We start from the raw sequence: 24,154 nt of genomic DNA, 5'->3' as shown, positions 1-24,154 counted from the left end.
GTGCCGAGCCAGCGGCCCGCACGGTCGTTCCACTTCTGGGACTCGAACACCTGACGGTGCGCAGCCTCGTGCGACAGGAACGCGAACTGCGTGAACAGCACACCCAGCGCACCGGCCACGATCAGTTGGAACCACGACTCGCCCAGGAACGCGAACGCGACCCAGCAGGCGGCCGTCGCCACGACGAGCGCCGAGAACAGCGCCCAGTAGAACCCCCGACGGCGCTCGAGCAGCCCGGCTTCCTTCACCTGCGCCAGCAGTGCGGAGTACGACGAGGTGCCGCCGGTCCGCGCTCCGGCCGAGGAGCCGGTCTTCCGGAAGCCGCTGGAGAGGGGTTTCGAGCTGGTCTCCCGCTGCGGGCTGGTACCGGCGTGCTGCGTGGTCATGGATTCCCTGGTCGTCAACGGAATGGAGGAACGTTCCGGCGGCCGGGGTCTGGGGCTGCTGGTCCAACGCTAGAGCCGTCACGCTCCCGGGTGCAAGCCACAGGTCCGCGTGTCCGCTGCTCGGCTACGGTTGTCCCGCCTGCTCGACGGAAGGACCGTTCCCCACATGACCGAGGTACGCGAAGCACGACTGGTCGAGACGTTCGTGACCCTCACCGACAGCCTGGTGGCGGACTACGACGTGGTCGACGTGCTGCAGACGCTGGTCGACCGGGCCGTCGAGCTGTTCGACGCCGCCGCCGGCGCCATCCACCTGATCGACCAGAAGGACGAGCTGCACGTCGTCGCGTCGACGAGCGAGCGCAGCAGCTTCATCGGCCTGCTCCAGCTCGACGCCGGCGAGGGGCCGTGCATCACCGCCGTGACCACCGGCCGGTTGGTGACCTCGGAGGACGCCGACCACCTGCGGCAGCACTGGCCACGGTTCGCCGAGGCATCGCGGGCTCGCGGCTACGCGGGGGTCCACGCCATCCCGCTCCGGCTGCGGGACACCACGGTCGGGTCGCTGAACCTGTTCCGCGAGACCGAGGGAGCGCTGAACGGTGCCGATGCCCGAGCTGCGCAGGCCCTCGCCGACGTCGCGACGATCAGCCTGTTGCAGCAGCGGACCCTCGAGCACGCGACCCACACCGCCGAGCAGCTCCAACGCGCGCTCGACAGCCGGGTCGCCATCGAGCAGGCGAAGGGGTACCTCGCGCGTGCGGCCGGCGTCGATGTCGAGGAGGCCTTCGGCATGATCCGTCGCTACGCACGTGCCACCCAGCGCTCGCTGAGCCAGGTCGCTGCCGCCGTGGCACGCGACGACGTCCCGCTCGCCGACCTCCGCGCGGCCGGGGCGTCCTGAGGGTTCACACGGGACGTCCCCGGACCCACCGTTCCTCGTCGAGCCCTGTCCCGGGGTCGATCGTCTTCGCACCCTCCCGTGCGAACCCGTGCTTCTCGCAGAACCGCCGTGCACGGGTGTTCGCCGCGAAGACGAGCAGGTGAGCGTCCTCGTCGCCGATGGCCGCCGCGAGGAGCCGGGCGGCCACACCGGTGCCGTGCGCGGGCCGGTCGACGTACAGCGTGACGAGTTCCAGGGCCGGCAGATCGCTGACCGTCGCGGTTGATCGCGCGGTGCTCGTGACACCGAGCAGGGTTCCGTCACGGGACCGCGCGACGAGCACGCTCCGAGCGCGCGTCCGGATCCGCGCCTCCCAGCGCGCGGCTCGGTCGACGGCAGCCGTGCCGTCGAGGAAGGCGTCCGGCACCACTCCGCGGTACGTCTGCTCCCAGCAGCGCGCCTGGAACGCACCGATCTCGCGCGCGTCACCCGTGGTGGCGCGCGCGATGACCGGTGCCGGATCGCGCACGGCTACTTCGTCGTCGTGAAGGTGCCCCGGGCCCGCTGGTCCGAGCCGTAGCCACGGGCATGCACGACGTGCGTGCCCGGTGCCAGCGCCGCCACGGCCTTCGTGATCTTCAGGCGGACCTTGCCGTCGGCGTCGGCAGTCGTGCGGGTGGCCCGACCGCCGTCGATGCTGACGGTGACCGACTCCCCGGCACGGAACCCCGTCGCCGAGATCGCGACCTTGGCACCCTTCCGGCTGCTCGTCGGCGTCACGGCGATGGCCGTGCTCGACGCCTGCGCCTCGGCACACGCGTCACCCGGGGTGCCGACCGCCGGAGCGGACGCGGTCGCCCGTCCGTTCACGCTGCGCACGCCGTCGTCCTCGCGGATGCGCATCGTGCCGACCGAGTCACCGATCACCGAACCACCCCGGGTGTTGCTGAGGGTCATCGCGTAGTCCGACGTCCGCGAGAACGACGGGGTGCGGTCACCGTTCACCGAGACGGCCACCGCGCGGCAGACCTCGCCGGGCTGGAACGTGACGGGCTGCACCGCCGGGCGGATGCGCCCGTCGTACGCCTGGTCGAGGTCGAAGTACACCGTCGTGGCCTGCTCTGCAGGTCGGGAGAGCACGACCGCTGCCCGGACCACCGTGCGGGTGCGGCCCTCGTCGACGAACCGGTCCGCGATGCGTGCGGCCGGACGCTTCGTGACCGCCGGGGCACCGAGGGTCGCGGCCGGCACGAGCGACAGGTCGCTCAGCAGGACCCCGCCGTCCTTCTGCGGGACGTCGATCGTCACCTCGCGCACCGATGTCAGGTCGATGCCGGCGAACGCGTCGAGGGGGATGCGCGCCTGCTGCAGGATCGTCTTGCGCGGGGCCATCCGGGTACCGGGGAGCAGCTGTCCGGCACGGCTGGTGTCGGACACGCGGCGGGTCGCCACGGCACCCGTCGCGTCACGGAGGGTGATCGAGACGTCGGCGTTCGTCGTCGCGGTGTCGTCCGGGGTGAGGCGGAGCGAGAGCGCCTGGAACCCGGTGAGGTCACCGGCCGCCGGACCCACCGGGACGTGCACCTGGCCGCCGGTCGCCGCCTTGGTGGGCGAGACGTGCAGGGCGGGGGTGGCCGGCACCGAGGACGCCAGGTACGCCGGGGTGTAGTCCGGGGCGTTGGACGTGATCGAGACGCACGCCGGCAGGATCTGCTTCGCGGGCAGGTCGTCGGTGCTCGCGCAGGTCTTCGCCGTCAGGGCACCGGTCGTGGTGATCGCCGGGTTCGCGACGTCGAACAGGGCGAGGTCGCGCCGACTCGCGCCGGGCTGGGAGGCGCTCACGCGGATGTCGGCCGTGCCCAGGGCGGCGGGCTGACGGTTGGTGCCGTCGAACATCGGCAGGAACTGCTGCTCACCGTCGAGCGTCAGGCGGAAGAAGCCGCTGATCAGGCTCGTGCCGACGGCGTACTGCTGGTCGGACGAGAGCCGCGTGGTGCGCTTCGCCTTCGCCCCGCAGACCGCGTCGGACTCGTCGTACCAGTCGTCCGACGACGCCTTCGCGTACTTGCCCGGCGTCCACGTCGTGTTGAAGAAGTTGTGGTTCGCACCCATCACCAGGACCGAGGAGCGCAGCACGTCGTCCCCGAAGGCGGTGCGGGAGTCGTCGTAGAAGTGCTGTCCCTGCAGGTCGGACACGTCGCCGTCGCAGTACGGCAGGACGACCGCCGTGTTGGTGTCCGGCAGGGTCATGCGCCCGAAGTCGGTCGGCGCCAGGGGCAGGACGGCACGGATGCCGAAGGGGTTCGTGCGCTGCGTGTTGAGCAGGGCCGCGCGGACCACGCCGTCACCACCGCGCGAGTGACCCATGAGGCCGACGTCCTGCAGGTCGAGCTTGCCGGTGAGCAGCGGCGAGAGCCGGGGTTCCTGACCGGCGTCCGCCCGCTGCAGCAGGCTGAGGTGGTCGAGGACGAGCTGCCCGCGGGCCACCGCTCCGCCGTCGTCCGAGTAGCTGCCGTCGAGGGCGTTGATCGCGTTCGCGGAGATCGACACGACGACGTTGCCGTGGCTCGCCAGCGCGGTCGCCGCCGCGTTGTAGCCGAGGTAGCTCGGGATGTCCGTCTGTCCCTTCCCGCACGGCCACGCCTTCGGGTTGTCGGTGCCGCCGTAGCAGGCCTCGTGGCGGCCGTGCAGGAACACCACGACCGGACGCTTGCCCGGGGCGTCCTTCGGCACGAAGACCGCGGCACGCATCTCGCCCTTGCGACCGAAGCCCTTGATCGTCTCGGCTTCGTTGCCCAGGTCGTAGTCGGCCCGGGTCACCGCGTACTGGCCCGCGGCCGCCGGGTCGTCGGTCAGGGGCGCCGGGGCGTCGCTCGGCGCGACCGTCTGCGGCGCGGTGGCGGCCTGCCGGTTGCCCTGCAGGTCGGTTTCGCCCGTCCAGCCGAGCTCGACGCTGCGGGCGTCGGCGACGGCGGGGTCGGTCGTGGTGACCGTCAGCTGCCGCTGGTCGAGGCTCGTCTGTGCGACGCCGATGTCGGTACCGTCCACGAGCAGGACGGGGGCCGCCGCACGGAGCGGTAGCGGGTCGGCGAGGGTGAGGACGACGGCGTACCCGCCGTCGGTCGGCGTGACCGTCCAGTCGTCACCCTGCGCGACGGGCGTGCCCGGGGTCGTGATCGTGGTCGTCCCCGTCGCGGTGGTGGACCCGTCGCCCGGCGCGGCCGTCGCTGGCAGAGCCGCGATCGTGCCGGAGACGGCGAGCGCCCCGGCGATGAGTGTCGAACACGCGATCTGCAGCGCGATGGTGGAACGGCGTCTCGGCGAACGGTTCACGTCGGATCTCCCCTGGTGCGACGGGCATGCGCCACCGCACGCTCCGTCGCCAACAGTAGGGAGCGCGCCGCTCGCCGCGGATCGTCCTGGAGGATGAGGTCGAGGCTCGGTACCTGAGGGTCCTCACGGGTACGACGGCCCGGTGCGGGGCATGGAGTGCCCCCGGCCCGGGATCGTGTGGCGGACGCCGCCGGCCGGGTCCGGCACGTCGTCGAGGACGCATCCGGTGAACGCGCCGTCGGGTTCTCGGGCGTCGTGTTCCGGGATCAGCGCGTGCTCCAGAACGAGATGGTCCGGCTCTCGTCCCGTACGACCGCGGTGTGCGACGACGCCCGGTCGGCCACCGGGCGGTTGCCCTCGCCGCAGTACCAGTACGAGACGTACCGCTTCTGGCTCGGCGACCAACCGACCACCTCGACCTTGTACCGACCGGGGCTCAGGACCACACCGAAGACGCCGCCCCGGCCCGGCGACCAGGAGGTCATCCGGGTGTCGAAGGTGCTGCCGATCGACTCGCCGTACACGTGGACCGTTGCCCCGGTGAAGTCGGTGTCGAGCTGGGGGTTCACGATGGCGGACAGGGTGACCCCGACGGTCGAGCTCGCGTCGACGTCGTCCAGCACGGTCTCGGCGCGACCGCCCGCCTGGTGCGCGACGCGGACGTAGGAGCGCGGTGCGGTGGAGCCCGGGTCGCGGTGGAACCCCCAGGACTGATCGCGCAGTGCCGGCCACGAGTCGAGCGTCTCGTCGTGCGCGTTGACCTGCACGCTGTAGTCGTCACTCGGCAGGCCGTGCACCCAGTAGTGCCCGTCGCGAGCGGTGACCGTGCGTCGCACCGTCCCGGTGTTCCAGCCGCGCACGACGACGGCTGCGCCGGACAGGTCGGCGCCGTACGGGTTGCGCGCGGTCCCACCGATCGAGGCGCCGCGACGCACGACCAGGACGACGGTCTCGTGCGCACCGGGGCTGACCGTGATGCCGGCCCGCTCGGCGGGGAGCACGTCGTCGAAGCCGTACGAGCCCTCGCGCTCACCGTGCAGGCTCCACGTTCCGGACGGCACCGCGTCGAACGTCAGCCGCCCGCGGGCGTCGCTCGAGGCAGACGCCGTCGTCGTGCCCTCCGGGGTCCGCAGGTCGACCACCACGCCCGCCATCGGCAGCGGGCGCTTCTCCGGATCGGTGAGCATGACGGTGAGTGCCCCGTCGTCCGGAGCGGCCAGGGCCGCGGTGGTCGGTGCGACGAGCACTCCGACCAGTGTCAACACGGTCGTGATGCCGACCGCCGTGCGTCGTCGAGCCGTCATGGCCCACCCCTGATCCCCTTGCGAGGCCACCCCTGACCCCGTTGCAGTGGAGCGTAGCCGTCTTCCGGCACCCGCGCGCCGTCGCCACGTGTGCACGGCTCGTTGGGTGCGGGCGACGGCGAAGGACCCCGCGACCTGGGTCACGGGGTCCTTCGCAATGTTCCTCAGATCCGGCCGACGGTGTGACGGCGACGGCGCAGCAGGACCATCAGCGTGGCGCCCGCGGCGAGCAGCGCGGCGGCGATGCTCAGTGGGACGGTCGGGTCCGAGCCGGTGAACGCGAGCTCACCGGTGGGCTGGTCGGTTCCGCCGCCAGCACCCCCACCACCGCCGGCGCCAGGGGCCGCGGGGCCGCTCGGGGTGTCGGTGGGCACCACTGCGGGTGCCGTCGGGGTGGGTGTCGCGGTGGGCACCGGTGCCGGAGCACGGACCGTGATGGTGACCGTCTGGGTGTCGTCCGGGCTGGTGCCGTTCGACGCGGTGATCGTCACGGTCGAGGTGCCCGGGGTGGTCGGGGTGCCGGAGATGACGCCGGTGGTGCTGTCGATCGTCAGGCCGTCGGGCAGGCCCGTGGCGGTGAAGGTCGGGTTCGGGGCACCGGTCGCGGTGACGGTGGACGAGTAGGGCACGTCGACGGTGCCGTCGGACGGGGTGCCCGAGGTGATCGTCGGCGACTCGGACGGCGTACCCGGCGCCGGGCAGCCGGCGGAGGCCGTGATCGTGTTCGTGTCGAGGGTGACCGCACCGGTGCGGGCCAGCAGTCGGCCCTGCACGGTCGCGCCGGTGGTGGCGGTCACGGACTGCTGCGCCAGGACGGTGCCCTGGAACTGCGCGCCGGTGCCGACGGTGGCGGAGCTGCCGACCTGCCAGAACACGTTGCACGAGCTGGCACCGCCGGTGATCACGATCTGGCTGGCGGACCCGATGGTCAGGGTCGACGCGGCCTGGAACACCCACACGGAGTCCGCGCTGCCGGCCAGGGTGAGCGCTCCGTTGTTCGCCAGGGCGAGGGCGCCGCCGGAGTACACGCCGGGTGAGAGCGAGAGGCCGTTCAGCTCGGTCAGACCGGTCTGGGTCGGGGAGAGCGACGCGGCGACGTCGTACGCGGTGGTGGTGTCGCGCTGGGCCTGCGCCGCTGCGGCGTCGGTCTGGTGCGTGGTCCCGTTGACGGTGCCGTTCGGTGCGCCGCCGAAGCCGGTGATGGACGTGCCCGGCGACAAGCCGAGATCGCCGTTCACCACGGACGGGCCGGTGTTCGTGACCGCGCTCGCGCCGAGGACGCCGTAGGTCGATGCGGTTCCGAGGTTGACCGGACCGTCGATGACCGTGGCGGCGGATGCTCCGCCACCGGTCCCGAGGGTGATCAGCGCGGCGACGGCAGCCGCCGAGATGACGAGGATCGAGCCTCGTCGAGTTTGATGAGTGTGCACGGCCAACCTCTGCCTGCAGGAGAGGCGAGGGGTCGTCGGCGACGAGCGCGCATTCTCGGAGACTCGAAGTATGCGCTTCTGCACAGCGAAAACACAGAGACGTCAGGACATTCGGTCGAAGGCTGGGAATCCGCCCGGGTCACAGGCGGATCCCGGGGCTGCGGGCGCATCATCACCCCAGGTTGGCCGGCCGCTCACCAGCGGACGGGGAGGGAGTTCGGGTCTCCCGTCAGCCGGTGCGGCGCCGGTCCCGGGTAGGACCGGTCGCCCACCCCCGGACCACACGGCGAAGGGCCCCGCGATCGAGATCGCGGGGCCCTTGCTGGTGACGGGTGCTACTTGACGACGACCGTGATGGTCGGGCTGGTGCTCGTGGTGAGCTCCGAGGTCCCGGCGAAGACGGCGTGCAGGTTGTGCGCGCCCTTCTTCAGCGGGAGCTTCGAGGTGACCACACCGTCCTCAACCGTGACGGTGGCGAGGCGCTTCGCGCCCTGGTAGATCCGGGCGGTGCCGTCGACGCTGAAGCCGGTGGCCTTCACCTGGACGGTCGCCTTGCCGCCGCTGTACTTGATGGCGGTGCGCGACGGAGCCTTCTCGACGGTGACCGTCATGGCCTTCGCCGTCTTCGAGTCGGTACCCGAGTACACCGGGTCCGCGTTGACGAACGAGGCCGTGACCGCGTGCTTGCCGATGGCGAGGGTGCTCGGCAGCGTCATGCTGGCCGCGCCGTCCTTGACCGGGGCGGTGCCGAGGACCTTGCTGCCGTCCTTGAACGTCACCGTGCCCTGCTGGGTGCCGATGCCACCGGCGATGGTCGCGGTGACCTTGGCCGGCTTGGCGGTGCGGTAGGTCTGCTCGGCGGCCGACGCGGTGAGCGTCGTGGTCGTCGTCGGCAGCGTGGCGTGCAGGTTGAACTTGTCGACCGTCGAACCGATCGCCGCCGGGTCGGCCGTGGCCGTCGGCTGGAGCGTCACGCCGCAGCTGTCGACCTTGCCGTGCTGCACCGCCGAGTTGAGCGTGGTGCAGTCGCTGGCGCGGATGTTCTCGACGGCGAGCTTGTCGTCGGTGACCGAGACCTTCACGAAGGTGCGGACGTGCTCCTGGTTCTCGACCGAGTTGGCGAAGTGACGCTGACCGGTGGGGTCGAGCGGGTCCGCGCCGTAGCCCTGGGTGGCGTCCGGGGTGGTGAGGTCGTAGTACTTCGAGCCGGAGGCCGAGTTGGCCGTCATGTAGATGACGCCGCCGGGGCCGGAGAAGACCTCGGGAGCAGCGGGCTGCTCGTTGACGTTGGCCTTCTTGCCGTTCTTGATCGCGTAGCTGCGCGAGTAGGAGTGGTCGTGACCCTGCAGGACGAGGTCGACACCCATGTCCGAGAACGAACGCGTGAAGTCGAACCGGCGCTGCTGGTTGTCACGATCGTTCGCGTGGTCGGCCGGCGAGTAGATCGAGTGGTGGTAGACCAGCGTGGTCCACTTCGCGTCGTCGCCGTAGCGGTTGATGACGTCGCGCACGTAGTTCACGTGGGCAGCGTCGGAGCCGGCCGCGTAGGCGTTCGAGTTGATGTCGATGAACAGGACGCCCTTGTACATGTACCAGTAGTCGCCACCCGAGTTCGCGGTGGTGTTGCCGCCCGGGTAGAAGTCCGGCACCTTGAGGGAGTTCGGCACCTGGTTGTGCTGCTCGTAGGCCTTGCCGCCCACGTCGTGGTTGCCGATGGTCGAGGCCCACGGGTAGCGCTTCAGCACGTCGCTGCTGTCCGCGAACGCGCCCCACTCGTACTCGTTGTTGGCGTGCTCGACCTGGTCGCCACCGGAGACCAGGAGCTCGGCGTCCGGTTCGGTCGACGTGGCGTACTTGAGCGTGTCCGCCCAGCCGGCACCGTCGTCGTCGGTGAAGCCGGACGAACCGATCTGCGGGTCACCGAAGAACAGGAAGTCGAAGTCGCCGGAGAAGCTCTTCGTGGTGAAGGTGTACGACGCGGACCAAGCCGAGCCGTCCGCCGCACCGACGTGGTACGTGTACGACGTGTTCGGCTCGAGGGCCGAGATCGTCGCGTGCGCGTTGATGTAGCCCGATTCGGCGGCGATGCCCGGGATGCTCTTGGTGTTCGAGTCGGTCGTGCTCGTGTCGGCTGCGGTGTTCGCGGCCTCCGAGGCGGCGACCGTCTGCTTGGCGTCGGTGAAGACACCGTCGGTCATGGACGCGGTCTTCTGGATCTCGAGCGACTGCGCGACGTTCGTGGGGAAGTACCACGATGCGATGCGCTGACTCTCGGTCGCGCCGACGCCGAGCAGGATGTGGATCGGGCCACCGGTCGAGATGTTGGTGGTGGGGGTGTTCGTCGCAGCCGTGGCGGCGTTCGTGCCGACCATCGAGGCACCGGCGATGAGCGCGGCCCCGAGGACGGCTCCGCAGACGCGGAGGGTGGTGGTTCTGCGCCGGGTAGTGGCGCCGGACAGGAGACTCATGTTGGTCCGTTTCTCAGACGTGGGATGGTGCAGCACGGAAGACTCTGCATGCACTGCAAAACGTCTTGGTAAACGCTGAGTGACGGTTCGTCGCTGTTCCGGGACGAAGGCGACTTGCCAGCAGCTCCGTGGCGAGCGTCAGCCCGCCGCGAGCCGCTCGACGAACCAGATCATCCCCATCACGAACACGCCGGCGGTCACGGTGCCCGTCACCCAGAGGGACACCCGGTGCGCCCTCCGCCGCAGCAGCGAGAGCGGCGGGAAGACGATGACGATGATCGCGAGCTGCACGGCCTCGATGCCGACGTTGAAGATGAGGAGCGAGACGAGCAGCTGCCACGAGAACGCCTCGTGGATGCCGAGGGCCCCGGCGAACCCGAGGCCGTGGATGAGGCCGAAGGCGAAGACGACGGCCAGGCGGGTCCACCCGGCGCGGTCGAGCGAGAAGTGCCCGTGCTCGCCGACCACCAGTTCGTCGGCCCGCGATCGACGACGCCAGAGCCGCCAGAGGTACCAGCCGGCGACCGCGGCGATCGACAGGGCGATGAGCGGCTCGACGACGATCGCGGGCGGGCTGACCACACCGAGGGCGGCGAGGATGAACGTGATCGAGTGCGCGATCGTGAACGCGGACGCCGTGTAGACGACCTCGCGCAGGCGACGCGACCCGGCGATGAGCGCCACGAGGAACAGGATGTGGTCGATCCCGGTCAGCAGGTGCTCGGCGCCGAGCCGGAAGAACTCCCAGAAGCGCTCACCCGCCGACTGCTCGGTCGAGAACGTGCGCTGCGAGGCATCGAGGGTGGCCGAACCCGTCCGGTCGTCGACGTCGTAGGTGACGATCGTCTTGGTGTCGCGCACGAAGGTCTCGTCGTCGGGGAAGAGCTCCGACGACACCACGTGCCCGGACTGCGTCTGCGACGGTTCCGGGCAGGTGAAGTCCGCGGTCACGTGGGCGTACGGCACCTCGTCCTGCAGGTCGACGGTGACGGTGTCGTCGAGCGTGCCCGTGCAGGCCTGCCCGCCGGCTCCGGTGACCCGGAACCGGTCGAACACGTACTTCCCGATCGCGTCGGTGTGCGCCTCGGCAGCCGTCACCATCCCCGGGAAGTCCCCGTCGTCCCAGGCCTGCTGCCCCTGCTCGTGCAGCGCGTCGTCGTCCTCGCTCGTCGCCACCGAGACGAGCATCAGGTCGTACTCGAGCCCGAGCTTCGCCTGCACGACCGTCGGCTTCGTGGACGTGACGTCGGCGTAGACCACCGAGCTGAAGCCGTGCGCCGACGCCGGTGCCGCCCCCGCGAGCGCACCGATCACGACCACCCCGAGCAGCACGAGCGCGGCGACGACCCGTGCGACGAGCGCGAACAGGGGAGCGGAGTGGGCAGGGCGGGCGCGGAGGAGCGCGGCGGTGGTTCCGGAGGGCACGCGCAGACGATCCGGCCCGCAGACGACCGGCAGGTGAACAACCGGTGACCAGCAACGGGACGGGTGTTGGACAGGTCCCCCGTCCGGCCCGGAGCAGCCCTCGGGCGTGCTTGCATGGTGCCGTGATCCGCCCCGCCACCCGGACGACCGTCCTGTTGACCGCCGTCGCCCTCGCCGCGGCCGGCACTGCCCTGCTGGCCGGCTGCTCCGGGACGTCGAACGGCGCCACCGGCGGCACCGGCACCGGCCCGACGGCGACCACGTCGGCGCACGCCTCGGCCGGGGTCCTGGGCACCGGCTTCTCCGACCCCGACCAGCCGCCGGCGCCCGAGGCCACGATCCACCCCGAGCCCGGTTCGTGGTCCGGGGTGCACGCCCCCGCCGGCTACGACGTCGTGCTGCTCTCCGACGCGGGTGACGCCGCCGACGCTCCGACCCGGACCTTGCTCGACGCCGTCGAGTCGTGGGCCGCGGACGAGGACGTCACCGTCACCTTGGTCTCGGCGAAGGGCCCCGACGACCGGATCGCCGCGGTCCTGCGCGCCGTCGACGCCGAACCCGACCTGGTCATCACCGTCGGCAACCACATGGTCGACCCGCTCGCGGCCGTCTCACCGACCGCGCTCCACCAGCAGTTCCTGGTCGTCGGTGCCGAGATCGCCGAGCCGACGTCGAACGTCACGGCGGCGGACTGGACGGGCGGCGGGTTCCGCGGCGAGGGCCTCGGTCCGTCGAGCCACTACGACCCCGACACCTTCACCGAGGAGCGCGCGGCCCGTGGTCTGCGCGCCGGGCTCGCCGCCGTGCTCCACGACCTGCGCGGCATCGTCGTCTGGGTCCCCTGACCGGGCGCTCCCCCGCTACGCGGTCTCCGGCTCCAGCACGCGCGCTCGCACCTGCGCCGCCGCGCCGAGTGCGACGGCGTCGGATCCGAGCGTCGACTGCGCGAGCCGGATCGTCGCCCCGCTGACCGGCGGTTCCGCGGCGATCGCCGCCGTGATGGCCGGTTCGAGCAGGTCCCAGGACCGCGCGATGCCGCCGCCGACCAGGACGGTCGTGACGTCGAGGATCCCCGCGGTCAGCAGTGCGGCACGGGCCAGACCCCACCCCGCGGTGGCGAAGACGGCGGCCGCGTCGGCGTCCCCGCCGCGTGCGGCGACGGCGACGTCCCGCGCCGAGAGCATCCGCCCGGAGCGTTCGGCGTAGCGGTCGGCGATGCCGCGCGCGCCCGCGATGGTCTCCAGGTGCCCGGTCTGCCCGCAGGTGCACCGGGCGTCACCGAAGCCGGGGACGTGGCCGATCTCACCGGCGGCCCCGCGCGGGCCGGCGAAGAGCCGTCCGTCGAGCACGAGCGCGCCGCCGACACCGGTACCGAGGGTCATGCCGAGCACGTCGGACTCCCCCACGACCGCGCCGGTGGCGATCTCGCCGAGCAGGAACGCGTTCACGTCGTTGTCGAGGGTCGCGGGGACCCCGAGGGCGTCCGTCACCGCCCGGGTCACGCCGTACCCGGCCCAGCCGGTGAACGAGTTGCCGGTGACCAGGACGGTTCCCGTGGTCCGGTCGACGACGCCGGCCGCGCCCACCCCGACACCCGCCAAGGAGGCCCGGTGCGTCTCGAGCAGACCCGTCACGGCCCCGAGTGCGGCCGTCACGATCGCCGCCCCGCCCGCGTGGGCGGGCGTCGGCAGGTCGACGCGATCGATGACCTCGAGGTCGGGCGTGGTCAGGACGACCTTCGTGTTGGTGCCGCCGACGTCGACCCCGGCCAGGACCCGGGTCACGCGGTCACCGCCGCGAGCGAGGCGAGGCGCTCCGTCCGACGCTGCCGTTGCAGCACGGGGTCGGGCACCGGCACCGCGGCGAGCAGACGCCGGGTGTAGTCGGTGGTGGGGTGCAGCAGCGTCGTGCCGGTGGTGCCCTGCTCCTCGACGACGCCCTGGCGCATCACCACGACGCGCTCGGCGAAGTGCTGCACGACGGCCAGGTCGTGCGAGACGAACAGGCACGCGAAGCCGAGGTCGTCCTGCAGCTCACCGAGGACCTCGAGCACGGTCTCCTGCACGCTGACGTCGAGCGCCGAGGTCGGCTCGTCGGCGACGAGCAACCGCGGTTCGAGCACCAGCGCCCGGGCGAGCGAGACCCGCTGGCGCTGCCCGCCGGAGAGCTCGCGCGGGGCACGGGACGCCAGGGTCCGCGGCAGCCGTACCGCGTCGAGCACCTCGTCGATGCGCCGACGACGGTCGGCCGAGGACATCCCGCGACGGTGCACGGCGAGGGGTTCCGCGATGCACTCGGCCACCGACATCCGGGCATCCAGGGAGGCCACCGGGTCCTGCAGCACGACGCCGATGCCGGAGCGGAGGGCACGACGGTCACGGCCCTTCGCGGTCCGCAGGTCCTGCCCGAACAGCGACACCGTGCCGGACGTCGGCTTGATCAGCCCGAGCGCCACCCGGGCCGCGGTCGACTTGCCGGAGCCGGACTCGCCGACCAGGCCGACGGTCTCACCGGCGTGCACCGCGATGTCGATGCCCGCGAGCGCGTGGACGGCGCGCGCCCCGCGCCCGAAGGTCACCGAGACGTCCCGCAGGTCGACCGCCGGGGCCGCACCGGGCCTCCCGGCCGTCTCGGTCTCCGCGTCGGTGACGGGAGCCGACGGGCGGTCGCCCGCCACGTCGAGCCGCGGCACCGCGGCGAGGAGCCGCCGGGTGTACTCGTGCTCGGGGCGGAGCAGGACGTCCTCGACCCCGCCGGTCTCGACGATCTCGCCCTGGAGCATGACCGCGACCCGGTCGGCGAAGTCCGCGACGACACCCATGTTGTGCGTGACGAGCAGCACGCCGGTGCCGGTCTCGACGGCGAGCGCTCGGAGGAGCTCGAGGATCTCGGCCTGCACGGTCACGTCGAGGGCCGTGGTCGGTTCGTCGGCGATGAGCAGCTTCGGCGCGTTCGCGATCGCCATCGCGATGACCACGCGCTGACGCTGCCCACCCGACAACTGGAACGGGAACGACCGGGTGCGCGACTCGGGGTCGGGGATGCCGACGCGACGGAGCAGGTCGACGGCCTCGGCCGCGGCGGCGGACGCGGAGACGTCACGGTGGTTCCGGATCACCTCGGCGATCTGCGCACCGACGCGGGTGAGCGGGTCGAGGGCGGTCGCAGGCTCCTGGAAGACCATCGAGACGGTCGATCCGCGCAGTGCCCGGAGCGCGGGTTCGGGGGCCCCGACCACCTGGTGGCCGGCGACGACCGCGCTGCCCGAGGCCGTCGCGTTGCCGGAGAGCAGGCCCATCGCGGCGAGGGCGACGGTCGACTTGCCGGAGCCGGACTCGCCGACCAGGGCGAGGGTCTCGCCGGGGGCGACCGACAGCGACACCCCCCGCACGGCGTCGACCGTGCCGGACTCGGTGGTGAAGGAGACGCCGAGGTCGGTCGTCCGCAGGATCGGTTCGGTCGTCATCAGCGTCCCCGTACGTCGAAGGCGTCCCGCAGTCCGTCGCCCACCGCGTTGAACGCGCAGACGACCAGGATCACGGCCAGACCCGGCGGCACGATGAGCCACCAGCGTCCGGAGTATGCGGCGGTGAGACCCGCCGACAGCATGCCGCCCCAGTCCGTCGCCGGCGGCTGCACGCCGAGCCCGAGGTACGAGACGTAGGCGACCAGCAGGATCGCGTCGGCGACCTGGAACGTCGCGGCGACGACGATCGTCGACACCGAGTTCGGCAGCAGGTGCTTGCCGATCGCGCGGGCGTGCGAGCCACCGATCGCGCGCAGGGTGAGGACGTAGTCGCGGTTCTTGAGCGTCAGCGTCTCGGCGCGGATCAGGCGGGACGGCACGAGCCACGACACGAGGCCGAGGATGACGATGAGGCCGCCCACTCCCGGGTTCGTGATCGCCGAGATGACGAGGAGGATGAACAGGGCCGGGATCGCGATGCCGGCGTCGACGACGCGCATCATCAGCGCGTCGACCCAGCCGCCGACGTACCCGGCGACGGAACCCCACAGGGTCCCGACGACGGTGGCCAGGACCCCGGCGGCGATGCCCACCATGAGGGAGACCTTGCCGCCGTACATCAGGCGGCCGAGGACGTCGTGGCCGACGGCGTCGGTGCCGAGCCAGTGCGCGGCGCTCGGGCCCTGGTTGGCCTGCTCGAGCAGCGTGTGGGTCTGGTCGGTCGGGTACACGAACGGGCCGACGAAGCAGAACAGCACGATGACGACGATCAGGGCGAGGCCGATCACGGCGAGGGTGTTGCTCCGGAACCGGCGGGCGGCGAGCCGGAACCCGGTGGCCGCGACGGTGACGGGGGCACCCGGGGCTTCGGGGGCCATCTGGACGGCGGTCATGCGCGGCTCGCCTTCACTCGCGGGTCGATGAGGGACTGTGCGACGTCGGCGAGCAGGGTGCCGATGACGGTCGCGATGGAGATGACGAGCACGCAGCCGAGCAGCGTCGGGTAGTCGGAGGACTGTGCCGCGTTCCAGAACAGCAGCCCCATGCCGGGGTAGTTGAACAGCTGCTCGGTCACCAGGGCGCCACCGAACAGCACCGGCAGGTAGTACCCGAGCATCGCCACGACCGGGGTCAGCGAGTTCCGGAACACGTGCCGCCGCAGGATCGTCGCGGTCGAGGCGCCGCCGGCGCGGGCGGTGCGGACGTAGTCCTCCTGCAGGTTCTCGAGCGTCGAGGCGCGCATGTACCGGCTGAACACGGCGATCATCGCGAGGGCTCCGGTCACCACGGGCAGCACGAGCCCGGCTGGGTCCTGGAAGACCTCGGCGAGGGTGTTCCCGCTCGGGGCCTGGGACGGCAGCCACGGCAGCTGCTGGCTGAAGACGATGATCAGGACGAGTCCCAGGAAGAACGCGGGCGTCGAGTAGAAGACGAACGCCAGGGCGGTGGCGGCGTAGTCGACCGCGCCGTTGCGGCGGGCCGCCTGGAGCATCCCGACCGGGATCGCGACGACGAGTCCGAGCACCGCGGAGATGCCGGTGAGCACGAGGGTCTTCGGCAGGCGCTCGGCGATGAGCTGCGAGACCGGCTCGTTGAGCGTGTACGAGGTGCCGAGGTCGCCCGTCAGCAGACGGCCGAGGAACCGCAGGTACTGCACGGGCAGCGGCTGGTCGAGCCCCTGCGCCTGGTTGAACTGGGCGATCTGCGTGGGGGTCGCGGAGACGCCGAGCACGCCGCGGGCGGGGCCGCCGGGCAGCGCGTGGAGCAGGCAGAACACCACGACGGTGACGATGAGGATCACCGCGAGCGCCTGCAGGACGCGCCTGGTGAGGTAGAGAGCTGTGGTCATGCGGCTTCCGATGGTCGGTTCTTGCGTGAGCCGGGGCGGAGGCGCGGTGCGGGTCGGGCCCGCACCGCGCCTCCAGGCCGTGGTCGCGTCAGCGACCTACTCGGTCCACTTCCACTGGGCCGGGTGGAAGTTGGCGAGCGAGTCCTGGTCGAACCCGGACAGGCCCTTCTTGACGACCGAGATCTGGTAGTCGGGGCTCGGCAGCCAGATCACCGGCAGGTCCTTCGCGACCGCGGCACTGTAGTCCTGCACGGCGGTCGCGTCGGTCGAGGTGGTGGTCGCGTCGATCAGGGAGTCGACCTCCTTGTTCGAGTAGCTGCCGAAGTTCGCCGAACCGCCGGTCTGGAACAGCGACTCACCGGTCGGGTAGGCCGGGAAGTACCAGCTGCCCGCGGTGCCGAAGAACGACAGGTCCCAGTCGCAGCTGGCTTCGTCCGAGGTGCAGGTCGGGGTCTGCGACAGCACGCTCGACACCGGCGCGGTCTTGATGGTGAAGTCGATGCCGGTCTTCGCGAGCGAGGACTGGATCGCGCTCATCATGTTGTCGGTCACGGTCGAACCGGACTGCGACAGCACCTGCATCGAGAACTTCGTGCCCTCCTCGACACCCTCGCCGCACTGGCTGGCGGACGTGCCCGGGTCGGTGCAGACCATCGTGCCGCCCTGCTCCTCCCAGCCGTGGCTGGTCAGCAGGTCCTTGGCCTTCGAGGTGCTGAACGGGTACGGGTTCGACTTCTGCACGTCGGAGACGTAGTCGGACTCCTGCGCCTGCGGGATCGGACCGTAGGTCGAGGTTGCGGTGCCGTTGAAGACGACCTTCGACAGCGACGTCTGGTCGATCGACATCTGGACGGCCTGACGGGCGTACAGCTGCTTGAAGACGGCACCCATGTCGGGGTTGTTGAAGTTGTACGGCATGTACGTGATCGCCCAGCCGGTCCACGGCTCGACCTCGTAGCCCTTCGCCGTGAAGGACGACTCCTGGTCCATGTCGGTCGCGTTGATGTACCCGTAGTCGACCTCGCCCGAGCGGACGGCGTTCACCTCGGCGTCGGCCGTGGTGAAGGGCAGCAGGTTCACCGTCGTGATCGACGGCTTCTCACCACCGTCGTACTTCTTGTTGGCCGTCAGCGTGACCTTGCCGGCCGTGGTGAAGGTCTTGACGCCGTAGGGACCGGAGATCGTCTTCCACAGGTCGTCCGTGGCGTAGTCGGAGATCTTGCCGGCGGCGGTGTTGAGGTACTTCCACACCTGCTTCGCGCCGGCGGTGGTCTCGTCGGCGTCGGTCACCTTCGCGGTCGCGCTGGTCTTGTCCCAGGCGTGCTGGGGCAGCGGGATGATGTGGCTCAGCTGGTTGGCGAGCATCCAGTCCGAGTTGTAGGCCTTGTCGAACGTGATGGTGAAGTGCGTGTCGTCGACCGCCTTGAACGACGTCCAGTTGTCCGGCGCCTTGCCCTTGGAGTACGAGCCCCACTGGTCCTTGTTCGCCTTGATCAGGTTGAACCAGAAGCCGACGTCGCGGCTCGTGATCGCCTCGCCGTCCGACCAGTGCCGGTCGCCGAGCGTCATGGTGACGCTCTTGCCGTCGTCGGCGAACTGCGCGTCGGTGGCGACGGAGCCGGCCTTGTTCCACGCGATCTTGCCGGTGGAGCCGTCGTACGCGACGAGCGGCTCGTACAGCGACTGGGCGATGGAGCCGTTGTTCGTGTTGAGGTGCGCGGCGGTGCCGATCGGCAGGATCCAGTTCGGCGTGAAGTTGGCGGGGAGCGCGTAGTCGATCTCGTCGGTCGATCCCTGCGAGGCGTTGCCGCCTCCGGAACAGCCGGCGAGCAGCGCGCTCACGGCGATCGCAGCTCCGGTGAGGAGCGCCCAGCGACGGGGCTTGGACATGCGGTGTCTCCTTGTGCGAGGGACTTCGGGGAGGTGGAGCACGGGTGCCGAGCGGCACGAGGACAGTCAAGGACCAAAGCGATTGGAAAAACAAACATCTCGATGTAAAAACTGCGTTACTGCGGATCGGACGAAAGGGTGGACCGCTCGATCCGCCCCGTAGGCTCGCGGCAGAACGGACCACCGACCGGTGTTCCACTCCCGTTCCGCCCGGATTGGAGAAAGTCGTGGCCGATCTCAGCGCCCGCGTCCTCGAGCTCGTCGCATCGGGGCAGGCCGCCAGCCGGACCGAGATCGCGAAGGTGCTCGGAGCCGCCCCCTCGACCGTCTCGCACGTCGTCGGGCAGCTCCTGGAGCACGGGATCCTCGCCGAGGAAGGCACGGATGTCTCGACCGGCGGGCGACCCCGCAAGGTGCTCCGCATCGGCGGCGTCGACGAGTACGCGGTCGCCGCGGACGTCGGGGGCGGACACGCGCGCATCGGCGTGGTCCTGCCGGGAGGCGCGCTCGAGTCGGTCGCGAACGTCCCGTTCGCACTCTCCGACGGTCCGACCGCCGGGCTCCAGCGCCTGGCCGCGCTGCTCGAGCGGCTCGCCGACGACCGTGGTCGCGAGGGGCTGCGGGGCGTCGGGCTCAGCCTGCCCGGTCCCGTCGACGTCGTCGCCGGCGTCGTGGACCTGCCGAGCCGGATGCCGGGGTGGAACGGGTTCCCCGTCGCCGCGTGGCTGAGCGACCGGTTCGGCCTGCCGGCGATCGTCGACAACGACGCGAACTGCATGGCAGCGGGTGAACAGACCGTGCAGGCCCCGGCTCGCCGCCAGACCATCACGATCAAGGCCGGCTCGGCGATCGGCGCGGGCATCGTCATCGACGGTCGGCTCTACCGGGGGTCGACCGGGGCCGCCGGGGACATCACGCACGTGCGGATCGACGCCGCCGGGGACACCCCGTGCTCGTGCGGCAACACCGGCTGCCTCGAGACGGTGGCGTCCGGGGCCGCCCTGGTCCGGATCCTGTCGAACGCGGGGGTCGACGTCGCCTCGACCGCCGACGTCGTCCGGCTCGCCTCGGACGCGCACCCCGAGGCCACCCGCGCCGTACGGATGGCGGGCGGGTACCTGGGCGAGGTGCTCGCCGCCAACGTGAACTTCTTCAACCCGGACGCCGTCTACCTGGGCGGCATCCTGTCGACCCTGGACCCGTTCATCGCCGCCGTGCGCAGCCAGCTCTACGAGAGCTGCCACCCGTTGATGACCCAGCACCTGGCCATCGAGCCGGTGTCGCTCGGTGCCGACGCCGGGCTCGTCGGCGCCGGCCAGTTCGCCCTGCAGCGGGGTCTCGCCGCCTCACTCGAGGAGCTCTCCGCGCCCATCCCCCAGTCCACCACCAGGAACAGGAGCGTCCGTGTCTGAGACCGGTCCCGTCACCCCAGCCGTCCCCGCCGCCGCCAGCCGTCCGGTCATCGCCATCGCCGGCCTGGCCATCGAGACCTCGACGTTCACGCCGACCCGGACCCACGCACCCGCGTTCCACCCGGACCGCGGCGACGAGGCCGTCGCCCGGTACCCGTTCCTGGCGACCATGGCCGACCGGGCGGACTTCCGCGGGGCGCTCATCGGGCACGCGCTGCCCGGCGGGATCGTCGACCGGGCGTCGTACGAAGCGCTGGCCGACGAGATCGTGGAGCGGTTGGGTGCGCTGGGTCCGGTCGACGGCCTCTGGTACGACATCCACGGCGCGATGGTGGTCGAGGGACTCGACGACGCCGAGACGGACCTGCTCGGCCGCATCCGCGCGGTCGTCGGCCCCGACGTCATCGTGTCCGCGTCGATGGACCTGCACGGCAACGTCACGCGCGAGCTCGCCCACCAGGTCGACCTGGTCACCTGCTACCGGATGGCCCCGCACGAGGACACCCTCGAGACGAAGGAGCGTGCCGTCCGGAACCTCGTCGACGTGCTGACCGAACGACCCGTCGGTGCGCAGCGACCCGTGAAGGCCTGGATCCCGATCCCCGTGCTGCTGCCCGGCGAGCAGACCTCGACCCGCCTCGAGCCGGCGAAGTCCCTGTACGCGCAGGTCCCGCTCGTCGAGCAGACCGAGGGCGTGCTCGACGCCGCGATCTGGGTCGGGTACGCGTGGGCGGACCAGCCCCGCGACCAGGCCGTCACCGTCGTCACCGGATGGGACGATGCCGCCGTCGCCGCCGGTGCCGAACGGCTCGCCCGGGCGTTCTGGGACGTCCGCGAGGACTTCGTGTTCGTCGCCCCCACCGGCACGTTCGAGGAGTGCCTCGACGCAGCGCTCGCCCCGGGCGCCGCGAAGCCGTACTTCGTCTCGGACTCGGGCGACAACCCCACGGCGGGCGGTTCCGGGGACATGACGTGGGGGTTGACGCAGGTGCTCGCCCGCCCGGAGTTCCAGGACCCGTCCGGCCCGACCGTCATCTACGCGAGCGTGCCCGGGCCGGCCGCGGTCGCTGCGGCCGTGGACGCCGGCGTCGGTGCGACGATCACCGTGACCGCCGGAGCGTCGGTGGACCACGTGCATGCCGGCCCGATCACGATGACCGGGCGGGTGCACGCGATCAAGCACGGCGACCGAGACGCCGAGACCGAGGTCGTGCTGCAGGTCGGCAGCGTCTTCGCGATCCTGACGAAGCTGCGGAAGCCGTACCACCACGAGCACGACTTCACCGACCTCGACCTGGCGCCGCGGCAGGCGGACGTCGTCATCGTGAAGATCGGGTACCTCGAACCGGAGCTGTTCGACATGTCCGCCGACTGGATGCTCGCGCTCACCCCGGGCGGTGTCGACCAGGACCTGCTGCGCCTCGGGCACCACAGGATCGAGCGGCCGATGTTCCCCTACGATCGAGTGTTCCCGACGGCACCGGACCTCCGCGCCCGCATCGTCCCCGCCTCCAACGAACCGCTCGGAGCCCCTGCATGAGCACCACCGCCGCACTCGAGATCGCCGTCACCTCACCGGCGGGTGCGATCACCGCGCGGGACGGCGGCGCCGACCGCGTCGAACTCTGCGTCGGGCTCGAGCTCGGCGGGCTCACCCCGTCGCAGGCCCTGGTCGAGACGACCCACGAGACCGGGATCCCGGCGCACGCGCTGGTCCGCTGCCGCCCGGGCGGGTTCGTGCACACCCCCGACGAGGTCGAGCTCATGGTGCGCGAGGTCCGCACGGTCCTGCGCTCCGGGGCCGCCGGCGTCGTGGTCGGTGCCCTGCGCCCCGACCGGACCCTGGACGAGGACGCGCTCCGCCGCTTCGTGGACGCCGCCCGTTCGGTCAGCGCCACCGCCGAGGTCACCCTGCACCGGGCGATCGACCACGCGACCGATCCCGTCGCCGCTGCCGGTTCGCTCGCGGCGCTCGGGTTCACCCGCGTCCTGACCTCGGGTGCCGCCCCCACCGCGGTCGCCGGCGCCGAGACGATCGCGCGCATGGTCGAGGCCGCCGGGCCCGTGCAGGTGATGGCCGGCGCCGGGGTCACCCCCGCCGACGTCCGCGCGCTGCTCGCCACCGGTGCCGCCGCCGTGCACCTGTCGGCCAAGCGTCCGGCCGCGGACAGCACGCACGCCGGGGTGCCGATGGGTGCCGGGGACGACGGTTCCGCGCACTTCGTCACCGACGCCGAGGTCGTCGCGGCCGCGCGGCGCGCGCTCGACGCCTGACCCGCTCACCGTCACACGGGAATGGCGGCCGTCGGAACCCGCTTGACGCCCCCATGACATCGTCAGCAGCGCGCCGCGGGTGGCTCAGCGTCACGTCCGTCGCACTCGGGTCGTTCGTGCTCGTCCTGTCCGAGTTCCTGCCCATCGGACTGCTCCCCGCCATCGCCGACGACCTGGACGTCGGCATCGGCACCGCCGGCCTGATGGTCGTCGCCACCGGACTGGTCGGAGCCGTCGCGGCACCGGTGGTCACCGTCCTGACCTCGCGACTCGACCGCCGGGTGGTGCTCGTGTCCCTGACCGTGCTGCTCGTGGTCGCCGACGGCCTCGCCGCGATCGCGCCGTCGTTCTGGGTGCTGCTCATCGCACGGATGCTGCTCGGTGTCGGCATCGGGGGCTTCTGGGCCATCGGTGCCGGGATCGCCGGGCGACTCGTCCGGCCCGAGCTGACGATCCGCGCGACCTCGCTCATCACGGCCGGCGTCTCCGTCGCGACCGTCGTGAGCCTGCCGCTCGGCGCCCTGGTGTCGTCGCTCGCCAGCTGGCGTCTCGGCTTCGTGATCGGTGGGGCGCTCGGTGTCGTCGCGCTCGTCCTGCAGCTGGCGATGCTGCCGAGGATCCCCGCGCAGCAGCGGGTGCGGTTCGCCACGCTCGGGTCGCTGCTCCGCGTGCCCCGCGCCCGGGTCGGGCTCATCGCCGCAGCCTTCGTCTTCGCGGCCCAGTTCGCCGCGTACACCTACATCGCGCCGTACCTGCAGCAGCTCGTCGGCGTCGGCCCGGACACCGTGACGATCGCGCTGCTGGTGTTCGGCGTCGCGGGCATCGTCGGCAACTTCGCCGCCGGCTTCACGCTCGACCGCAGTGTCCTCGCCACCATCGGGGCGTCGAAGTTCGTGCTCGCGGCGGCCGTCGTGCTGCTGCCGCTGCTCGCCCACTCCGTCGTGGGGGTCTTCGTGCTGCTCGTCGTGTGGGGCCTGGTGTGGGGTGCGCTGCCGCTCGGGATGCAGACCTGGATGTCGACGGCGTCGCCGGCCGGGTCCGAGACCGGGCTCGCGCTGTTCGTCACGACGATCCAGCTCGCGATCGCCGCCGGTTCGGTGCTCGGCGGTGCCGCGGTGTCGTCGTTCGGACTGGCTGCTGACTTCTGGCTGGCAGGCGGGGTAGCGATCGTCGGCGCTGTCGTGCTCGTCGCGATGGGGCTGCGGAAGTCGAGTGCCGTGCCGGTGGTCGAGCCGGTCGCGGCCGAGCCGACGCCGACCGGCCCGGTGGCCGTCGCCTGCCCCTGACCCCGGTCGGGATCGGTCGCAAGACACCGGTGTTCGCGCACTGAACACGCGCAGACCGCGGTTCAACGGGTGAACACCGGTGTTTTGCGGACTCGGTCAGGTCAGGGCGATGACGCGGTCGGCCGCGGCGATCGCGACCGGGTCGTGGGCTGCGTGCACGACCACGACGCCGTCTGCCGCCTCGGCGGCGAGCGCCGCAACCACGAGCGCCGCCGACTCGGCGTCGACCCCCGCGGTCGGTTCGTCGACCAGCAGCACCCCGGCCCGCTGTGCCAGCCCGAGCGCGACGAGCGTCCGCTGACGCTGCCCGCCCGACAGTTCCTCGATGGGCCGATCCGCCAGGTCCGTGATCGCCATCCGCTCGAGCTGCGCGTCGACGATCGCCCGGTCTGCGCGTCCGAGCGGCCGCCACCACGCGCGCTGCCGCCACCGCCCCATCGTGACGGTCGCGCGGACCGTGAGCGGGAGCGTGGTCGGCGGCACGGACTGGGTCACGTAGGCGACGCCGTCGGACGGGAGGCCCGTCACCCGCCCGGCGGTCGGCCGCACGACGTCCGCGACCACGTCGAGCAGCGTCGACTTGCCGGATCCGTTCGGCCCGGTGAGCGCGGTGACGACCCCGGCGGGGAAGACCGCGTCCACACCGTCGAGGACGGTCCGGTCGCCGAGGACGGCCGTCACGCGGTCCAGGTGGACGGCGGATCGGAGATCAGTCGGCTCGGTTGACTCGGTCGGAGGCACCTGAGCA

Annotated in this window: 18 protein-coding genes and 1 pseudogene; 6 read left to right on the top strand and 13 right to left on the bottom strand. The window is 71.6% G+C overall.

From position 1 onward, the window contains the following. Nucleotides 1-386 (bottom strand): annotated as a pseudogene (locus H7A73_RS01360) (acyl-CoA desaturase); the annotation flags it as partial. Nucleotides 387-552: 166 nt separating this feature from the next. On the opposite strand from H7A73_RS01360, the gene H7A73_RS01355 reads away from it, so the two are divergent. Beyond that, nucleotides 553-1,290 (top strand): GAF and ANTAR domain-containing protein, encoded by a 738-nt coding sequence (locus H7A73_RS01355; protein ID WP_182064329.1) that lies wholly within the window; start codon nt 553-555, stop codon nt 1,288-1,290. A gap of 4 nt (nt 1,291-1,294) precedes the next feature. Here the strand turns inward: H7A73_RS01355 and H7A73_RS01350 are convergent, their stop codons facing one another. From H7A73_RS01350 to H7A73_RS01325, 6 genes are all read right to left on the bottom strand, one after another. Beyond that, a complete protein-coding gene (locus tag H7A73_RS01350; protein ID WP_182064328.1) occupies nt 1,295-1,798 on the bottom strand; it encodes a GNAT family N-acetyltransferase in 504 nt (167 codons plus the stop codon). Nucleotides 1,799-1,800: 2 nt separating this feature from the next. Further along, on the bottom strand, nt 1,801-4,602 hold the full coding sequence (locus H7A73_RS01345) for a hypothetical protein (protein ID WP_182064327.1): 2,802 nt from the start codon (nt 4,600-4,602) through the stop codon (nt 1,801-1,803). Nucleotides 4,603-4,868: 266 nt separating this feature from the next. After that, a complete protein-coding gene (locus H7A73_RS01340) occupies nt 4,869-5,906 on the bottom strand; it encodes a carboxypeptidase-like regulatory domain-containing protein (RefSeq protein WP_182064326.1) in 1,038 nt (345 codons plus the stop codon). Nucleotides 5,907-6,070: 164 nt separating this feature from the next. Next, nucleotides 6,071-7,336, bottom strand: coding sequence for an ice-binding family protein (locus tag H7A73_RS01335; protein ID WP_307804538.1), 1,266 nt, complete (start codon nt 7,334-7,336; stop codon nt 6,071-6,073). Between the two features lie 335 nt (nt 7,337-7,671). After that, on the bottom strand, nt 7,672-9,804 hold the full coding sequence (locus H7A73_RS01330) for an Ig-like domain repeat protein (protein WP_182064324.1): 2,133 nt from the start codon (nt 9,802-9,804) through the stop codon (nt 7,672-7,674). A gap of 138 nt (nt 9,805-9,942) precedes the next feature. Further along, entirely contained in the window at nt 9,943-11,229 is a 1,287-nt protein-coding gene (locus tag H7A73_RS01325; protein WP_182064323.1) for a HupE/UreJ family protein, read from the bottom strand. A gap of 122 nt (nt 11,230-11,351) precedes the next feature. Here H7A73_RS01325 and H7A73_RS01320 point away from each other — a divergent pair, with 122 nt between their 5' ends. After that, nucleotides 11,352-12,074: a hypothetical protein gene (locus H7A73_RS01320; protein ID WP_182064322.1), complete on the top strand. Its 723-nt coding sequence runs from the start codon at nt 11,352-11,354 to the stop codon at nt 12,072-12,074. A gap of 15 nt (nt 12,075-12,089) precedes the next feature. Here the strand turns inward: H7A73_RS01320 and H7A73_RS01315 are convergent, their stop codons facing one another. The 5 genes from H7A73_RS01315 to H7A73_RS01295 form a co-directional block, all read right to left on the bottom strand. Next, a complete protein-coding gene (locus tag H7A73_RS01315; RefSeq protein WP_182064321.1) occupies nt 12,090-13,013 on the bottom strand; it encodes an ROK family protein in 924 nt (307 codons plus the stop codon). Further along, entirely contained in the window at nt 13,010-14,695 is a 1,686-nt protein-coding gene (locus tag H7A73_RS01310) for a dipeptide ABC transporter ATP-binding protein (RefSeq protein ID WP_182064320.1), read from the bottom strand. The genes H7A73_RS01315 and H7A73_RS01310 overlap by 4 nt, the downstream gene beginning before the upstream one ends. Further along, complete coding sequence (locus tag H7A73_RS01305; protein WP_111024068.1) at nt 14,695-15,588, bottom strand: ABC transporter permease; 894 nt, start codon at nt 15,586-15,588, stop codon at nt 14,695-14,697. Before H7A73_RS01305 ends, H7A73_RS01310 begins: the two co-directional genes overlap by 1 nt. Then, complete coding sequence (locus H7A73_RS01300) at nt 15,585-16,544, bottom strand: ABC transporter permease (RefSeq protein ID WP_017887592.1); 960 nt, start codon at nt 16,542-16,544, stop codon at nt 15,585-15,587. The genes H7A73_RS01305 and H7A73_RS01300 overlap by 4 nt, the downstream gene beginning before the upstream one ends. A 96-nt stretch (nt 16,545-16,640) precedes the next feature. Beyond that, on the bottom strand, nt 16,641-18,434 hold the full coding sequence (locus H7A73_RS01295) for a peptide ABC transporter substrate-binding protein (protein WP_182064319.1): 1,794 nt from the start codon (nt 18,432-18,434) through the stop codon (nt 16,641-16,643). A gap of 227 nt (nt 18,435-18,661) precedes the next feature. Here H7A73_RS01295 and H7A73_RS01290 point away from each other — a divergent pair, with 227 nt between their 5' ends. The 4 genes from H7A73_RS01290 to H7A73_RS01275 are packed head-to-tail and all read left to right on the top strand — an operon-like array spanning nt 18,662 to nt 23,406. Beyond that, the gene (locus H7A73_RS01290) at nt 18,662-19,846 is read left to right on the top strand and encodes an ROK family protein (RefSeq protein WP_182064318.1); all 1,185 of its coding nucleotides are present in this window, start codon (nt 18,662-18,664) and stop codon (nt 19,844-19,846) included. After that, nucleotides 19,839-21,386, top strand: coding sequence for a M81 family metallopeptidase (locus H7A73_RS01285; protein WP_182064317.1), 1,548 nt, complete (start codon nt 19,839-19,841; stop codon nt 21,384-21,386). Before H7A73_RS01290 ends, H7A73_RS01285 begins: the two co-directional genes overlap by 8 nt. Then, the gene (locus tag H7A73_RS01280) at nt 21,383-22,120 is read left to right on the top strand and encodes a copper homeostasis protein CutC (protein ID WP_182064316.1); all 738 of its coding nucleotides are present in this window, start codon (nt 21,383-21,385) and stop codon (nt 22,118-22,120) included. The genes H7A73_RS01285 and H7A73_RS01280 overlap by 4 nt, the downstream gene beginning before the upstream one ends. 53 nt (nt 22,121-22,173) lie before the next feature. Further along, nucleotides 22,174-23,406: an MFS transporter gene (locus tag H7A73_RS01275; protein WP_182064315.1), complete on the top strand. Its 1,233-nt coding sequence runs from the start codon at nt 22,174-22,176 to the stop codon at nt 23,404-23,406. A gap of 96 nt (nt 23,407-23,502) precedes the next feature. Here the strand turns inward: H7A73_RS01275 and H7A73_RS01270 are convergent, their stop codons facing one another. Next, complete coding sequence (locus H7A73_RS01270; RefSeq protein ID WP_259362644.1) at nt 23,503-24,147, bottom strand: ATP-binding cassette domain-containing protein; 645 nt, start codon at nt 24,145-24,147, stop codon at nt 23,503-23,505. Between the last annotated feature and the right edge of the window lie 7 nt (nt 24,148-24,154).

This window comes from Curtobacterium sp. ME12 (genome assembly GCF_903970855.1).
GTDB classification, from domain to species: Bacteria; Actinomycetota; Actinomycetes; order Actinomycetales; family Microbacteriaceae; genus Curtobacterium; species Curtobacterium poinsettiae_A.
This window is presented reverse-complemented; position numbering and strand designations above follow the sequence as displayed.

Bases quoted from the DNA above. Each gene is read 5' to 3' on its own strand.
- H7A73_RS01355 (WP_182064329.1), top strand. From the start codon at position 553: ATGACCGAGGTACGCGAAGCACGACTGGTCGAGACGTTCGTGACCCTC.
- H7A73_RS01340 (WP_182064326.1), bottom strand. From the start codon at position 5,906: ATGACGGCTCGACGACGCACGGCGGTCGGCATCACGACCGTGTTGACA.
- H7A73_RS01330 (WP_182064324.1), bottom strand. From the start codon at position 9,804: ATGAGTCTCCTGTCCGGCGCCACTACCCGGCGCAGAACCACCACCCTC.
- H7A73_RS01310 (WP_182064320.1), bottom strand. From the start codon at position 14,695: ATGACGACCGAACCGATCCTGCGGACGACCGACCTCGGCGTCTCCTTC.
- H7A73_RS01305 (WP_111024068.1), bottom strand. From the start codon at position 15,588: ATGACCGCCGTCCAGATGGCCCCCGAAGCCCCGGGTGCCCCCGTCACC.
- H7A73_RS01300 (WP_017887592.1), bottom strand. From the start codon at position 16,544: ATGACCACAGCTCTCTACCTCACCAGGCGCGTCCTGCAGGCGCTCGCG.
- H7A73_RS01295 (WP_182064319.1), bottom strand. From the start codon at position 18,434: ATGTCCAAGCCCCGTCGCTGGGCGCTCCTCACCGGAGCTGCGATCGCC.
- H7A73_RS01280 (WP_182064316.1), top strand. From the start codon at position 21,383: ATGAGCACCACCGCCGCACTCGAGATCGCCGTCACCTCACCGGCGGGT.
- H7A73_RS01275 (WP_182064315.1), top strand. From the start codon at position 22,174: ATGACATCGTCAGCAGCGCGCCGCGGGTGGCTCAGCGTCACGTCCGTC.